This window comes from Plantibacter sp. 2H11-2, assembly GCF_050031945.1.
In the GTDB taxonomy this organism is placed as follows: domain Bacteria; phylum Actinomycetota; class Actinomycetes; order Actinomycetales; family Microbacteriaceae; genus Plantibacter; species Plantibacter auratus.
Window position 1 is genome coordinate 21,321 of sequence record NZ_JBNBBL010000003.1, and the last position, 13,024, is coordinate 34,344.

Below are 13,024 nucleotides of genomic sequence, written 5' to 3' on the forward strand. Positions count from 1 at the left end.
TCAGGAGCGAGCGAGGGTGGATTCGTCGGCGGGCGCCAGGGCGGGCCCGTGTTCGGTCTCGAACGGCCACCAGCTCGGGAGCAGTTCGCGGATGACCTCGAGGAACGACTCGACGTCGCGTGGTGCTGGGGTGTCGAGCCAGACACGGAAGCTCGCGACGGAGCCCGCGGCGACGAAGTGCGCCGCTGATCGCATGAACAGCTCGTGCTGCTCCTCGCTCAGGCATTCGGCGTGGGGGAGGGTGATCGCCCCGCGCTCGAAGATGTCGAGCACGGTGGATGTGAATACCCGGTTGAGCATCGGCTGCAGACTCGCGCCGGTGAGGTCGTCGCCGAGACCGACGCGGTAGATGTCGGCGCGCTCGTCGATGTGGCGGAGCGCGGCGACCGTGGCCCGGGTGATCGCCGCCGGGGCGTCGTCCGCGGAGACGGTCGCCAGGTGGGTCATGCTCAGCTCCGTGAGCTCCTCGGCAAGGACCGATTCGAGCAGCTCGCACGGCGCCGCCGCGTGCTGGTAGAAGGTCGATCGGTTGATGCCGGCGCGTGCGGCTATCTCCGAGACGGAGATCTCGGAGGTGGGGCGTTCTGCGGCGAGTTGCAGGATCGTGCGCGCGAGCCGTGCTCGCGTCCGGCGTTGACGTGCATCCATGAGGGTCCTTCGCGTGGGTTCGGTGCGGCGGGCGCGAGCGCGGCCGATGCAATACTGGAGTTCAATATATAACATATTCCGCGCGTGCGGTGGAGATGACCCTGGGCAAGGGGGTGGCGCACAGCGTTTCGTGCCAGGCTGGTCCAATGACTGATGCGCATCCTCCCGGCGGCCCCGTCCGGGACGCCGGGGATGCCTGGGTCGAATCCGGGGACGGCCGGAAGTACTGGGGTCGTTTCGGTGCAGCCGGACTCCTCGTGCACGATCGAGCGCGTGGCGTGCTGTTGCAGCACCGGGCCGGTTGGAGCCACTTCGGCGGCACCTGGGGCATCCCGGGAGGCGCGCGTCACCAGTTCGAAAGCGCTGTGGACGGCGCGGTCCGCGAGTCGCACGAGGAGGCGGGTGTCCCCGCCGAGTCGATCGAGCTACGGTTCGACTCCGTGCTCGATCTCGGGTTCTGGTCGTACACGACGGTGATCGTCGAGGCGGTAGAGCCGTTCGAACCCGTGGTGTCCGACCCTGAGAGCATCGCTCTCGCCTGGGTGCCGCTCGCCGAAGTCGAGGCCTTGCCCCTGCACCCCGGCTTCGCCGATTCGTGGCCCGGCCTGCGGTCGCAGCTCGAGCGCCGCGTCACGGTCGTCGTCGACGTCGCGAACGTCGTCGGCTCGCGACCGGACGGGTGGTGGAAGGACCGCGCCGGAGCAGCGCAGCGGTTCGTCGCGCGACTCCGCCGACTCGCTCACGAGGGACTCGACGCCCAGGCGCTCGACCTCGACTTCAACCGCTGGTGGCCGGCCTACGTCGCCGTCGTCGAAGGACAGGCCCGCGGCGTCCGCACCGATGACGACGTGCAGGAGCCCGGGCATGAATTGCGGGCGGGCGTCTCGGTCGTCGACGCGGCGGGGAGTGGTGACGACGCAATCGTGGACGTCGTCCGTGGGCTCGACGGCGCGGTCGTCGTGGTCACCTCGGACCGTGAGCTGCGGGAACGCGTCGAGGGTCTGGGCGCGACGACGCGCGGTGCCAGCTGGCTGACGGACCTGCTCGACGCAACGGTCTGAGGGCAGCGGCAGTCGCTCCACAGGAGCCGCAGCCCGTCGTCGCCATCGCGGGAGACTGCTTTCCTGCACGTCGCCTGGGCGTTCAGTAGGGTTGGTGCCATGACCCTGTTCATCATCGTCGGCGCCGTCGGTCTCGTGATCGTCCTCATCTCCCTGGTCTTCGGTGAGATCTTCGACTTCCTGGACGGGGCCGTCTCGGCCACCGCGCTCGGGAGCGCGTTCACCGTCTTCGGTGCGGTCGGTGCGATCGTGCTCGCGAACGGGCTGCCCGTCTGGTCCGCGTACGTCATCTCGGCCGTCATCGGTGTCCTCGTGCTTGTCGGCGTCCAGCTGATGATCCGGAGTTTCAAGCGCTCGGAGGACGGCACGCCGAGTTCACCGCTCGGTCTCTACGGCGTCGCCCGGTCGACCATCTCGGCCTCCTTCGGCGAGGTGAGCCTCGACGGTCCGCACGAGATCGAGACGCGCCTCGCCTTCTCCGACACCCGGATCGAGACCGGCAGTCGAATCCGCGTGGTCGAGCTCCAGGGCTCCCGCGTGAAGGTCGAACCCGCATCGAGCGGAGCCGCTGCCGAAACGCAGCCCTGATTCCATCTATCCACCAGCACGCCCTCGAGGGGAAGGCACCTGCCCTATGGACTTCATCACCACCAACATCACGGTGATCGCCGTGATCGCACTCGTCGTGGTGGCGCTCGCGATCGTCGCGTTCGTCGCCGGACGTATCAAGCGCGTACCGCCGAACCAGGCGCTCGTCATCGTCGGTCGGGGGGCCGGCGCCAAGACGGGTGAGCCCGATGGCGGTCAGCGCGTCGTCATCGGTGGGCGGGTGTTCATCTGGCCGATCCTGCAGCAGGGCTTCCCGATCTCGCTCGAGCAGCGCCAGATCGGCATCGTCGTGGAGGGCGTCGACACGAACTTCATCAAGGTCGCCATCCAGGCGAGCGTGAACTTCAAGGTGTCCGGCACGCCGGAGGGTGTGCGCCGTGCCGCGCAGCGCTTCCTCTCGCAGCAGGGGTCGCTGACGCAGATCATCCAGCAGTCCCTCGAAGGATCGCTGCGGTCCATCATCGGCAACATGCCGATCAAGGAGATCATCTCCAACCGCAACGCCCTGTCCGAAGCGGTGGTCGAGGCGACCAAGACGGATCTCGCCGAGCAAGGCCTCCAGGTCGACCTGCTGAACATCTCCGACATCTCGACGCCGGGCACCAACTACCTCGCCGACCTCGGTCGAGCGGAGAACGCACTCGCCCGGCAGAACGCGGAGATCAAGGAGGCCGAGACCGCTCGTGCGTCCGAGTTCGCGCGGATCGAAGCGGCGGAGCAGGTCGCGGAGCGCCAGAAGGCCCTGAGCCTCAAGCAGGCGACCATCAAGGCGGAGACCGACCGCGCGAACGCCGAGGCCGAGGCCTCGGGTCAGCTCGCCACGGCTCAGCAGGACCGCCTCGTCGCGGAGCAGGAGCGTGAGGCGCTCGCCGAGAAGGCGAAGGTGGAGCAGGAGCGCCTCGACATCGAGGTGCGCAAGCCGGCCGAGGCCGACGCGTACGCGACGGTCCAGCGCGCGCAGGCGGCCCGAGATGCGGCCAATGCCGCAACGGAAGCCGACGCGTTCAAGCGCAAGACCATCGCCGAAGCGAACAAGGTCGCGGCGGTGCAGGACGCCCAGGCGGCTGCGGAGTCCGTGCGTCTCGCCGGTACCGCTGAGCGCGACAAGCAGATCGCGCTGGCCGAGGGTATCCGTGCCCAGGGTGACGCGAAGGCCTCGGCCGTGGCCGCGGAGGGTCTGGCGGAGGCTGAAGCGATCGACGCGAAGGCGGAGGCGCTGAAGAAGTACGGTGAGGCTGGGCTCGCGTCCGAGATCATCGCCCGTCTGCCTGAGATCACCCGTGCCGTGTCCGAGCCGCTCGGGAACATCTCGAACCTCACGGTCATCTCGACCGAGGGCGCGTCCGCCGTCACGAAGACGGTCGGCCAGGTGGTCAGCGAGGTTCCGAAGGTCGTCAAGGACATCACCGGGCTCGACCTGTCCGCCCTCCTGGGCGGGGTCGCCGGTGGCGCGCTGGGGGAGAACCTCCAGCAGGCGATGTCCGACAACGCCGCTGCGGCCGCGAAGCGTCAGCCGAAGACGCCCGCGTCACCCGACGCCGTCTGAGTCGCTCGACCATCGGGAGCCGGTCGCCTTCGGGTGGCCGGCTTCTGGCGTTGTTCCACGACTCCTCGGGCGATTCACCGGTGTCGCTTTGGAGCTTGTCAAGCGGTCCGGTCGCATCCCCGGTCGGGCATACGCGCCCGCCTAGGGTGGAGGCATGCGTGCGGTGCGCACGGTGTCATCTGGAGGATCGTCGTGGACCATCGAGGAAACACAGCCGAGCAGCGTGAGGGCGAGCAGTCGTCGGAGCCGACCGAGGCCGGCGAGGCCCAGCGTCAGCGTCTGGCCGAGCGGCCGTGGCTGTCCTCCTACGCCAGTGGCGTGCCCGCCGACATCGACGAGGTCACCGAGACGCTCGTCGACCTGCTCGACACCTCGGTGAAGCGCTTCGGTGATCGCATCGCCCTGGAGTTCTTCGGTGCCGAGACGAGCTACAGCGAGCTCGGCGAACAGGTCGCGCGAGCGGCCGAGGGGCTCCGCAAGCTCGGCGTGAAGCCGGGTGACCGCGTGGCGCTCGTGCTGCCGAACTGCCCGCAGCACGTCGTCGCGTTCTACGCGGCGCTCCGGCTCGGCGCGACGGTCATCGAGCACAACCCGCTCTACACGGCTCGCGAGCTGCGGCATCAGTTCGAGGACCACGGCGCGCACGTCGCGATCGTGTGGGACAAGGTCTACGACCTCGTGGCCGACCTCCCGGCCGACGTCATGCGCGGGCGGATCGTCTCCGTCGACGTCACGCAGGCCCTGCCGTTGTCGAAGCGTCTCGCACTGCGGTTGCCGGTGAAGCGCGCGCGCGAGTCGCGTGCGGCGATGACCGCGACCCCGTCGGCGAAGCACGTGCTCCCGTGGGAGCGACTGATCGGCGGACGGAAGCTGTCGAAGCGGGTCGTGCGTCCGACGCTCGACGACACCGCGCTCCTGCAGTACACGAGTGGGACGACCGGGGCGCCGAAAGGCGCCATCCTGACGCATCGCAACCTGCGGGCGAACGCCGAGCAGGGACGCGCGTGGGTGCCGGGCCTGAGCGAAGGTGGCGAGGTCTTCTACGGAGTCCTGCCGCTGTTCCACGCCTATGGCATGACGCTGTGCCTCACGTTCGCCATGAGCATCGGGGCGCGTCTCGTGCTGTTCCCGAAGTTCGACCTGGAGCTGGTGCTCACGGCGGCGAAGAAGTCCCCGCCGACGTTCCTGCCGGCGGTGCCGCCCATCTACGACGCGCTGTCGCGTGCTTCGAGCCGCAAGGGCGTCGACCTGACAAGTGTCCGCTTCGCGATCTCCGGCGCGATGAGCCTGCCGGTGTCGACCGTCACGCGTTGGGAGGAGGCGACCGGCGGTCTGCTCGTCGAGGGCTACGGGATGACGGAATCGTCGCCCGTCGCACTCGGCAACCCGATCGGTCCGTCGCGTCGGCCGGGCACCGTGGGTGTGCCGTTCCCGAGCACCGAGATCCGCGTCGTCGATCCTGAGAACCCGACGGTCGATCGTGCGGCGGGGGAGTCGGGCGAGTTGCTGCTCCGTGGCCCGCAGGTCTTCCAGGGGTACTGGGGTCGTCCGGACGAGTCGCGCGAGGCGTTGCTCGAGGGCGGCTGGTTGCGGACCGGCGACATCGTGACGGTGTCGGCGGACGGCTTCGTGACCGTCATCGACCGCGTGAAGGAGCTCATCATCACCGGTGGGTTCAACGTGAGCCCGTCGGAGGTGGAGGAGACGCTCCTGTCGCACCCGGACGTCGAGTCGGCCGCTGTGGTCGGCCTGCCGCGCGATTCCGGTGGCGAGGATGTGACGGCCGCGGTGGTCATGCGTGCCGGGACGGTGTTCGACGCCGGCTCGTTGCGCGACTACTGCCGGACCCGCCTCACGGCGTACAAGGTGCCCAAGCGGGTCGTGCAGCTCGACGAGCTGCCGACGTCGCTCATCGGCAAGGTGCTGCGGCGCAAGGTGCGCGACCAGCTCGTCGTGGATCGCAAGGCCGAGTAGCGCCGGCGTCCGGGCACGTGCCCATCCTCGTGGCACGTCGGACAAGACGTGCCACGAGCGCTTCGTCGTGTCGCGGTGGTCAGCCGCGGGACTCGGGGTGCAGCCAGTGGCGCACGACGGGGATGAGCAGTGACAGCGCGACGAAGGTGATGGCGCCGCCGATGATGGCGTCATCGATCGGCGTGTTCCGGCTGACCTGCACGATGCCCGAGACGATCGCGACGGGCAGGGCGGTGAGTGCCGCGACGCGGACCTCTTTCCAGTAGTGGCTGTAGCGCATGGTGGTCCTTCGTCGGGTGACTGGATCGGTCGGCTCGTCCTGTCGCGCGGATGCGGACGGATCACGGTAGCGCGCCCCGTGCGGGGGTGGGCAGGGGAGATATCCCACCCGACGAATGCGGCATGTCTGAGCCGGGCTGTGCTCGCTAGATGTAGTTCCCAGGGACGTTGCGAACACCACCCCGCTCTTCGGCGGCAGCTGTGATGCTCGTCAGATCGCTCGGTCGCCTCTAGAGAGGAGTTCGGCGGCGGCGGCCAGGTGCTGTTGAAGGGTGGCGCGCTCCTGATCGGTGAGGGTAGGCGTGTGCATGAAGAGCGCTGATTCGAGCGGCTCATTGGCCCGTTGGAGTATCGCTGCGCTGGTGGTGCTGCTGAGTTCCACGCGAACCTTGCGTCGGTCCCGTTCGTCGGTCGTGACGGTTAGTGCCCCGGCGGCGGCGGCAGCGTGAACGATTCGCGAAACGAGGCTCTGCGCCAGCCCGGTTCGGACGGTGACGTCTCGGATTGATGCTCCGGGGTGCCGCGCGACGTCTTCGAAAACGGCGAGCTGGCCTGCGTTGACGCGGTCCGCGCCCACATTTCCGGTGGCCTCGAGCGCGATCTCTCGGAGCGTGCGGGCGAGACGGTGGAGTTCTGATGCGCGCATGCGTTCATTCAATCACCAGTGATAGATTGCAATCCATCACAAGTGATTGAAATGGAGCGGATCAATGCAATGGGACTGGGGCACGGCGAACCAAATTCTGGACGACGTCATCATCGCGGCGGGGATTATCATCCTCATCGTCCGCCAATTCGTCTGGCGCTCGACGCAGCTGCATCGGATGCTGCGAATGCCCGTCGTGATCATCGCGGCGGGGCTCGTCTACCTCGCCATTGAACTGTGGGGTGGCTTCGGTTGGGTGGCAGCGGATTGGATCATCATCGGTGAACTCGTCCTGGTCACAGTGACCGGAACCGTCATGGGCTTGGTCACTCGGTTCCGAACCGCCGATGCGCACCTCCAGTACAAGCTCAGCCCCGCCGGGATCTGGTTGTGGGCACTCTTCATCGTGATCCGGGTCGGATCGTTCTACCTGGCCTCCGTCCTCGGGGCGAACCTGGCGGAAGCCACTGGATTGATCTTGCTGTCTTTCGGGGCGAACAGGCTTGCCGCAATTCTCGTCGTGCGAAAACGCGCTGAAGCGCTTCTCACCACGGAGTCCCGGGACGTTGTGGGCAACGCATCGTGACGCACGCGAATGCGCCGCTTACTCCCGAAGGCCGGCGTCGGCTGGCCGACCTGATCGTCAATCGAGGATGGGGCGTCCGTCGCGCCGCCGAACGGTTCCAATGCTCACCATCGACCGCATCGAAGTGGGCCTCGCGCTACCGGCAGGGTCTTCCGCTTACCGACAGAACCTCGAAACCCCTGTCGTCGCCCCGTCGAACCGCACAACGCACCGAACGTCGAATCGTTGCTCTCCGATTCACCAGACGGTGGGGGCCACACCGGATCGCGTATCACCTCCACGTCCCTCGCTCGACCGTTGGGCGCGTTCTTGCCCGCTACCAGATGCCGCTCCTCACGCAAATTGATCAAGCGTCAGGCCTGCCGGTTCGGAAGCCAAAGGTTGTGCGCTACGAGAAGGCCACGCCGGGGGAGCTCGTTCACGTCGACATCAAGAAGCTCGGCCGCATTCCCATTGGCGGTGGACACCGCATCCTCGGACGGCAGAAGGGAGCACGCAACACCAAGCGAGATGGTCGCGGATACGCCTACCTCCACCACGCAGTGGACGACCACTCCAGGCTCGCCTACTCAGAGATCCTGGATGACGAACGCAAAGAAACAGCCGCTGCTTTCTGGACCCGCGCAGCCGCATACTTCGCCGCTCAGGGCATCCTCGTCACCGCCGTAATGACAGACAACGGGTCCTGCTACAGATCCGGAGCCTTCGCCACCGCGCTCGGTACCATCAAGCACAAATGGACCCGCCCATACCGTCCTCAAACCAACGGAAAAGTCGAGCGGTTCAACCGAACGCTCGCCGCCGAGTGGGCCTATGCCACTCTGTACACCTCAGATGAGGCCCGCGCCGACGCCTACCCCCACTGGCTGCACCACTACAACCACCACCGTCCGCACACAGGAATCAACGGTGCCGTTCCAGCCTCGCGCGTTCGCAACCTACCGGGGAACAACAGCTAGAGCCGTGTCACGGAGCGCTCTCGGAATCCGCTAGACTGTTCGAGTTGTCTTCTCCGCCCGCGGAGATGGCATCGGGCTGTGGCGCAGCTTGGTAGCGCACTTGACTGGGGGTCAAGGGGTCGCAGGTTCAAATCCTGTCAGCCCGACCATGAAGTCCCGGAAACCATCTGGTTTCCGGGACTTTTTCGTTGGCCCGCAGCGCGGGCAGGTGGTCAGGACCGCTCGTCGTATGCCGTTCGACTCGCTTCGATCATGGGGACGTGCTCTCCGGCCCACTCGGCGAGTCCCACCGCATGGGGGATGAGCGACTGCGCGAGGTCCGTCAGCTCGTACTCGACCCGTGGCGGCACTTCGGCGAAGGTGGTGCGGGTGACGAGCCCGTCGCGTTCCAGGTTCCTGAGGGTGAGGGTGAGCATGCGTCGGGAGATGCCCGGGATGCGCTGCTCGAGCTCCGTGAAGCGGAACGGCCCGTCATGGAGCGTCGCGATGAGGAGGAGCGCCCACTTGTCGGCGATGCGGTCGAGGAGTGAGCGGATGGCCTTGCCCTGATCGCCTCGAACTGAACACAGCCTTGCGTAGCGGAACATGGCACCTCGCGGGACTCGGTTACACACGTGTGCCTTTTGTACGCCGCTCGATTCCGGCCCACACTTGCGTTGGTTACCCATCGTAACCATCAACGCACACACGCACTCGGAGGTTGCACATGGTCATCGCCTATTGGATCGTCGCAGGATTGCTCGCGCTCCTGTACCTGTACTCGGGCGGCATGAAGCTCGTCCGCTCTGCAGAGCAGCTCCGCCCGATGATGGCTTGGGTCGACGCCATGCCGCTCTCGGCCGTCCGCGCGATCGGCGCCCTCGAGATCCTGGGCGTGGTCGGCCTGATCCTGCCACCACTCGTGGGCGTTCTCACCTGGTTGACCGTCGCTGCGGCGGTCGGGCTGGTGCTGGTGCAGATCGGTGGTATCACCCTGCACGTGCGTCGCGGCGAGTTCCGGGTCCTCGGGCTGAACGTCGCCCTGCTGGTGCTCGCCGCCGTCGAGGTCTGGCTGGCGACGATCTGGCTGTAGCGGTGGCGGATCGGTGCCTGCCTCGTCAGCCGACTCAGGGGACGAGCACGATGCGCCCGAACACGTCCCCGGCGTCCATGAGACGGTGCGCCTCGGCTGCATCGCTCAGCGGCAGGGTGTCGTGGACCACAGGCGACAGCGCTCCTCGGACGGCGTCATCGAACACTTCGGCTCGCACCCGGGCGAGTTCCTCGCGTGGCACGGTGTCGAGGCTCAGGGTTCCGAAGGTGATCGATCGGCGGAAGCCGGCCAGGAGAGCCGTGCCGAAGTCGGCGGGCGGGAACCCGCCCACCACGCCCACGGCGATCAGGCGGCCGTTCGGCGAAAGCCGCTCGATGAACCGGGGGAGATCGGGACCGCCGACGATGTCGAGGATGACGTCGAACTCCGCCGGGCCGTCCGCATCGCCTGCACCGGAGCGGTCGAGCACGTGGGTTGCACCGAAAGCCCGCAGACGTTCGCCGCGTTCGGAGGACGAGGTGGTGACGGCGATGACGCCGGCGCCGGCACGAGCGGCCAGCTCGACGCCGGCCAGGCCGATACTGCCGGCGGCCCCGCGCACGAGGACGGATTCGCCCTCGGCCAGGCGAGCGCGTTCGAGCGCGAAGTGCGCGACCGGGAACGCGCTGCCCAGCGTCACCGCCTGGACGGATGTCAGGTCGGACGGCAACTCGACGATCTCGTCTGCTCGCGCGATCACGTACTCGGCGTAGGCGCCCGAGGTCCCCGTGAACGCCCAGACCCGTCGACCGACCCATGTGGGGTCGACCTCGGGCCCGGTCGCGGTGATGACGCCGGCTGCTTCACTCCCCGGGATCATCCCCGAGTCCCGGGCGGCTTCGGCGATCCCGCCCCGGCGGATCACGACGTCGACCCCGCCGATGCCTGCGGCCTCCGTTCGAACGAGGACCTCACCGGCCCCGGGCGTGGGGACAGGCAGGTCCGTCACCTCCATCCCACTCGGGTCACCGAAGGTCCGGATGATCACTGCGCGCATGGGTGCACTCCGTTTCGCGGCGGGGGATCTGACCCGCCTCCCGAAACGTAACGGACGCACCCGTCCACTTGAGTAATGTGAGACACATGTCCGCGACACTGCCTCAGAACCTGCGTTCCGACGCGCAGGAGAACCACGACCGCGTCCTGGCGGCAGCCCGCGACCTGTTCGGGACCGACGGCCTCCACGTGACGATGCGAGAGATCGCCCGCCGAGCCGGTGTCGGGCCGGCCACCCTATACCGACGGTTCCCGACCAAAGCCGATCTCGTCAGAGCCGCCTTCGTGGACGAGCTCGACGCCTGCGGCTCGATCGTGGTCGACGCCCTCGCGGACGTCGACCCGTGGCGTGGCTTCCGCGGCATCATCGAGGAGGTCCTGGTCCTCAACGCTCGGAACCAGGGGTTCACGGACGCGTTCCTCGCCGCCTACCCCGATGCCGTCGACTTCCGGACCCAGCGTGAACAGGCCGTGCGCGCGATCACCGCCGTCGCTCGTCGCGCCATCGACGCCGGCGCGCTGCGCGCGGACTTCGTCCTCGACGACTTCCTCGTGGTCCTGCTCGCGGCTCGCGGACTCTCACGTACGACGGAGACGGAGCGCGTCCGAGCCGCACGACGCTACGCCGCGCTCGTGATCGACGGACTGCGTGCGTCAGACCGGCACGGACCGCTCCCTCCAGCGCCACGACTCATCCCGAGCGTCATCCCGGCGTAGGCCGCGCGTCCAGGTTCACGATGCGACCCGCTTGCTTGCGTCAGCCGTGGTCGGGGTGAAGACGTTGACGAGGTTGCCGTCGGGGTCGCGGAACAGCAGCGATCGGTTACCCCACGGCATGGTCGTCGGCTCGTTCACGAACGTCTCCACGACGCCCTGGAGTGTCGTGTAGACCGCGTCGACGTCATCGACGAGCAGATCGAGGATGACGGATCGGTTGGCTCGCGGTGCGGCGGCGTCCTCGCCCAACAGTGGGATGGTCGCTGAACTGGCGATGGCGAGCGTGCCGGTGTCGGTGCGCACCTCGGCGAACAGTGGGTGCAATCGTGCCGCGGTCGCACCGGTGACCCGTTCGTAGAACGCGACCAGGGTGTCGACGTCGTCGGTGATGATCCGGGTTGCTGCGAGGTGCATGCGTGTCTCCTTGGCTGGTGGTCTTCCCCCACAGGTGCGGGGCCGTGACGACGATAGAGCCAATAGCGGACCGTTTTCGCCCGGTATTCTCATGAGATGGGACATGTCAGCTCGCCGACTGCTCGAGCGCTGCAGCTGCTCGAGTTGCTGCAGTCGGCGGAGATCCGCAGCGTGCCAGAGCTCGCCGAACGGTTGGGCGTGGATGAACGGACCGTGCGCCGCTCCGTGCAGCGTCTCGTGGACATGGATGTCCCGATCGAATCGGTGCGCGGTCGCTACGGTGGGTACCGCCTCGCCGTCGGCCGACGGGTGTCGCCGATGATGCTCACTGACGAGGAAGCGGTCGCCGTCTTCCTCGGCTTGAGTGAAGCCCAATCGACCTCGGACTCCCCGGATGTCGCAGCGCAGATCGCCCTCGCGAAGATCCGGCGTTCCCTCCCGGCCGCATCCGTGGACCGCCTCGAGGCGGTCCTGCAGGCCGCAGCCCGGAGACCGTCGCGCCACGACGTGCCCGACGCGGGAGTCCTGCTCACCGTGTCGGATGCGCTCCGAGCGAGACGTCCCCTCGAACTTCGCTACCGCGACGCGGAGGACACGCCCTCGCGTCGCACGGTGCATCCGTTCGACCTGCTCGTCCATGCCGGTCGTTGGTACCTGGACGCGTTCGACGTCGAGCGAGCGGAGGAGCGCACCTTCCGGGTCGACCGCATCCGATCGGCGCGGACGCTGCCCGGCGTCTTCCCGGGCCCGGTCACTCGAGCGGAGCGCCCTCCGCTCGTCGAGCGCTTCGCGTGGGCGGACTACCGATGGCACGTCCGGTTGCGCATCCAGGCGAGCGTCCCGCAGATCCGTGCCCGCTTCCCGGAGAGCGTGGCCGTCGTGGAGTCGATCGAGGACGTATCTGGCTGGCATCGGGTGTCGATCCGAGCCAAACGCCTCGACTGGCTTCCAGCGGTGATCGCCGGGATGGGAGATCACGCGGTCATCATCGACGAGCCTGAGGATCTCCGTGAACTCGTGCGCGCGACGGCGACGCGGATGTTCCGCATCGCTGGCGGTGCTGAACAGCGGCCCGTCGCCGAGTAGCGCGCGACGATGCGGATCGTCTCGACGCGGGCGACCGGTGGCCTGGTCGACGCGATCGCCGCGGGCGCGGCGGGTATCGGGGCACTCGAACAACTGGCCGGCGGGGCAGACGCGGGCGCACCCACCGATGAGCCGCTCGGACTCGTTCCAGGGCCTCTGTGGGCCTCATCCAGGTTCCGCATCGGCGGACACAGGGCCGGGAGGAGCGCGGGGCGGCCACCGATGGTCCAGACCTGGCCGTAGGTCTCGTCGCTTCCTGCGGTCGAAGCCGTTGCGGCCATGAGCGCAGGCTGCGAGTCACTCGACACCGTGCCTGCGGCGCCGAGGCGTGAGAGCAGGGTGACCACGCGACGGGCTCCGGTGTCTCGCTGGCGACCCATGCCCGGCTGGGCGGCCAACAGATTGGTGGGGGAGAAGTAGGGGTGGGACAG

The 13,024-nt window shown here is 67.9% G+C and carries 15 protein-coding genes and 1 tRNA gene; 10 read left to right on the forward strand and 6 right to left on the reverse strand.

What is annotated here, in order from left to right; all coding sequences use genetic code 11:
- Complete coding sequence (locus ACQG07_RS07830) at positions 1-648, reverse strand: TetR/AcrR family transcriptional regulator (RefSeq protein ID WP_426737965.1); 648 nt, start codon at positions 646-648, stop codon at positions 1-3.
- A gap of 146 nt (positions 649-794) precedes the next feature.
- Here ACQG07_RS07830 and ACQG07_RS07835 point away from each other — a divergent pair, with 146 nt between their 5' ends.
- The 4 genes from ACQG07_RS07835 to ACQG07_RS07850 all read left to right on the forward strand — a co-directional run bounded on the left by ACQG07_RS07835 (position 795) and on the right by ACQG07_RS07850 (position 5,838).
- On the forward strand, positions 795-1,709 hold the full coding sequence (locus tag ACQG07_RS07835; RefSeq protein ID WP_426737966.1) for an NUDIX domain-containing protein: 915 nt from the start codon (positions 795-797) through the stop codon (positions 1,707-1,709).
- A 99-nt stretch (positions 1,710-1,808) separates the two neighbouring features.
- Positions 1,809-2,297, forward strand: a complete 489-nt coding sequence (locus ACQG07_RS07840) for an NfeD family protein (protein ID WP_426737967.1) — start codon at positions 1,809-1,811, stop codon at positions 2,295-2,297.
- Positions 2,298-2,343: 46 nt separating this feature from the next.
- Positions 2,344-3,864, forward strand: a complete 1,521-nt coding sequence (locus ACQG07_RS07845) for a flotillin family protein (RefSeq protein WP_064295482.1) — start codon at positions 2,344-2,346, stop codon at positions 3,862-3,864.
- A 279-nt stretch (positions 3,865-4,143) separates the two neighbouring features.
- The gene (locus ACQG07_RS07850) at positions 4,144-5,838 is read left to right on the forward strand and encodes a long-chain-fatty-acid--CoA ligase (protein ID WP_426738100.1); all 1,695 of its coding nucleotides are present in this window, start codon (positions 4,144-4,146) and stop codon (positions 5,836-5,838) included.
- Between the two features lie 79 nt (positions 5,839-5,917).
- Here the strand turns inward: ACQG07_RS07850 and ACQG07_RS07855 are convergent, their stop codons facing one another.
- Positions 5,918-6,118, reverse strand: a complete 201-nt coding sequence (locus ACQG07_RS07855) for a hypothetical protein (RefSeq protein WP_056005177.1) — start codon at positions 6,116-6,118, stop codon at positions 5,918-5,920.
- 210 nt (positions 6,119-6,328) lie between these two features.
- Positions 6,329-6,763: a MarR family transcriptional regulator gene (locus ACQG07_RS07860; RefSeq protein WP_426737968.1), complete on the reverse strand. Its 435-nt coding sequence runs from the start codon at positions 6,761-6,763 to the stop codon at positions 6,329-6,331.
- A gap of 64 nt (positions 6,764-6,827) precedes the next feature.
- Here ACQG07_RS07860 and ACQG07_RS07865 point away from each other — a divergent pair, with 64 nt between their 5' ends.
- From ACQG07_RS07865 to ACQG07_RS07875, 3 genes are all read left to right on the forward strand, one after another.
- Positions 6,828-7,349, forward strand: coding sequence for a hypothetical protein (locus ACQG07_RS07865; RefSeq protein WP_426737969.1), 522 nt, complete (start codon positions 6,828-6,830; stop codon positions 7,347-7,349).
- The gene (locus ACQG07_RS07870) at positions 7,346-8,308 is read left to right on the forward strand and encodes an IS481 family transposase (protein ID WP_426737970.1); all 963 of its coding nucleotides are present in this window, start codon (positions 7,346-7,348) and stop codon (positions 8,306-8,308) included. Before ACQG07_RS07865 ends, ACQG07_RS07870 begins: the two co-directional genes overlap by 4 nt.
- Before the next feature lie 72 nt (positions 8,309-8,380).
- A tRNA-Pro gene (locus tag ACQG07_RS07875) sits at positions 8,381-8,457 on the forward strand.
- 63 nt (positions 8,458-8,520) lie between these two features.
- Here the strand turns inward: ACQG07_RS07875 and ACQG07_RS07880 are convergent.
- Complete coding sequence (locus tag ACQG07_RS07880; protein ID WP_240043834.1) at positions 8,521-8,895, reverse strand: winged helix-turn-helix transcriptional regulator; 375 nt, start codon at positions 8,893-8,895, stop codon at positions 8,521-8,523.
- Positions 8,896-9,014: 119 nt separating this feature from the next.
- Between ACQG07_RS07880 and ACQG07_RS07885 the strand changes: the two genes are divergently transcribed.
- Entirely contained in the window at positions 9,015-9,380 is a 366-nt protein-coding gene (locus ACQG07_RS07885; protein ID WP_426737971.1) for a DoxX family protein, read from the forward strand.
- A 34-nt stretch (positions 9,381-9,414) separates the two neighbouring features.
- Here the strand turns inward: ACQG07_RS07885 and ACQG07_RS07890 are convergent, their stop codons facing one another.
- Entirely contained in the window at positions 9,415-10,377 is a 963-nt protein-coding gene (locus ACQG07_RS07890; RefSeq protein WP_426737972.1) for a zinc-dependent alcohol dehydrogenase family protein, read from the reverse strand.
- A gap of 86 nt (positions 10,378-10,463) precedes the next feature.
- Here ACQG07_RS07890 and ACQG07_RS07895 point away from each other — a divergent pair, with 86 nt between their 5' ends.
- Positions 10,464-11,093, forward strand: a complete 630-nt coding sequence (locus ACQG07_RS07895) for a TetR/AcrR family transcriptional regulator (RefSeq protein ID WP_426737973.1) — start codon at positions 10,464-10,466, stop codon at positions 11,091-11,093.
- A 15-nt stretch (positions 11,094-11,108) separates the two neighbouring features.
- Here ACQG07_RS07895 and ACQG07_RS07900 read toward each other — a convergent pair whose 3' ends face one another.
- Positions 11,109-11,507 (reverse strand): VOC family protein, encoded by a 399-nt coding sequence (locus tag ACQG07_RS07900; protein WP_426737974.1) that lies wholly within the window; start codon positions 11,505-11,507, stop codon positions 11,109-11,111.
- 96 nt (positions 11,508-11,603) lie between these two features.
- Here ACQG07_RS07900 and ACQG07_RS07905 point away from each other — a divergent pair, with 96 nt between their 5' ends.
- The gene (locus ACQG07_RS07905; RefSeq protein WP_426737975.1) at positions 11,604-12,593 is read left to right on the forward strand and encodes a helix-turn-helix transcriptional regulator; all 990 of its coding nucleotides are present in this window, start codon (positions 11,604-11,606) and stop codon (positions 12,591-12,593) included.
- Positions 12,594-13,024: the final 431 nt, after the last annotated feature.